Raw genomic sequence first — 1,416 nt, forward strand, 5'->3', positions numbered from 1 at the left:
TTTCTGTTAAGTGCGAGAAGCAACCCGACCGCAAACTCGGCCACGGAGTTTGGCGAGTAGTCCGTCACACGGACAACCTTGACGCCGTGTTTCTCCGCCGCTTCAACGTCAATATGATTTGAGCCGGTGGAGCGCGTCGCGACGATTCTTGTCCCGCCGTTTGCAAGTCTCTTCAACACCTCCGCATCGACAATATCATTGACGAAAACGCTGACGGCCGGAAATCCTGCCGCCAGAATGACCGTCTCCGGTCCAAGCAGCGTATCGAAGTAGACGAGATCATGCCCATGATGAAGGTTCACCTCATCCAGCAGCGCGCGCTCGTACCCCTGGGCACTGAACATAGCAATCCGCATATGTCTGCTCCATCATCCCCCCTCGTCCCGCCTCACGTCCTGTCCGCCCTGCGAGGGAGGAGCCCGAAAGCAGAACCGGCCAAGACGTTCGGCGATTAGCTGATGCGTAGTTCCGACCTGTGAGGCATCCGAGCTCAAGGGTCATGGGCAATGCGTCAGCCGGCTCATCAATTAGTCCTCGCAACAGTTCAACATAGGACAACTCACTGCACCACCGCCGGCGCGCTTTGGCGCGTTGACGACTTCTACGCCTCTACGCAAGCTTATTCCTTCGTAGCGGCATGCGGAATGAAGAATTTGCTGGCTAAAACTGTCAAGGATTTGTCCGGTTTGATCAAGCGCACGGCTACTAGCGGCTTATTTTTTGAGTGAGTGGTCTTCGTCGCCGCACGAAACAAGGGCGGTCCGTCGCATCTGGAGGTCACGATGGGGGTTGCGATGTCCGTGAGTGTCGCGCTCGGTCTAGCCTTCCCCGCTACGGCGTCGAGTGCGATAGTGGCTGACACAGATACACGGTCTGTCAGGGGGCGTTCCGGCTGGGGGGCGGTGGTGCCGTAGCAGCGGGCCTGAGTGGCGGGGCGATCCTGGGAGGTCTGGTCACCACAGCCGCAACGAGCCCCGCGTACGGCTACGGATACGCCTGTTCTCCCCATGCCTGCTATGGTGCTTGGCCAGGCTATGATCAACCGCGGCCCTACTGTGCCCCGCGTTACTATTACGCTCGCCGCGTCTATTACCGTCCTCGCGGACCTGTCTCCTACGGGGCACGCTATTATCGACCCCATTATTATCGTGGGTACCGGTGCGTTTACGGACGACGCTACGCCTGGCCCCGCGCGGTCTACCGCTAATACAGTCGAGGGTACATCGCGCCTCGGTTCCAAAGCGGAATGAAGTCCCGTCCACAGGAGGCCTCCAGGTGGTAGAAATGTCGTGGCTCGATGTGAGTGGTCGGTAAATAGTGGTGCACGCGAACAAATACTCGACGACCGAGAGGCTGCCTGACGGCCGCACAGTCGAAATTCGCGCCCTCAAGTCTGGCGACCGAGATGGGTTGCTC

Annotated in this window: 1 protein-coding gene; it reads right to left on the minus strand. The window is 59.1% G+C overall.

The genetic code is table 11. The features are described 5' to 3' along the window. Positions 1 to 356: Rossmann-fold NAD(P)-binding domain-containing protein (locus AC1DVM_RS23100; RefSeq protein WP_477258475.1), on the minus strand; the 356-nt coding region annotated here is incomplete at its 3' end. Positions 357 to 1,416: the final 1,060 nt, after the last annotated feature.

The organism is Microvirga sp. P4_A5, assembly GCF_056402495.1.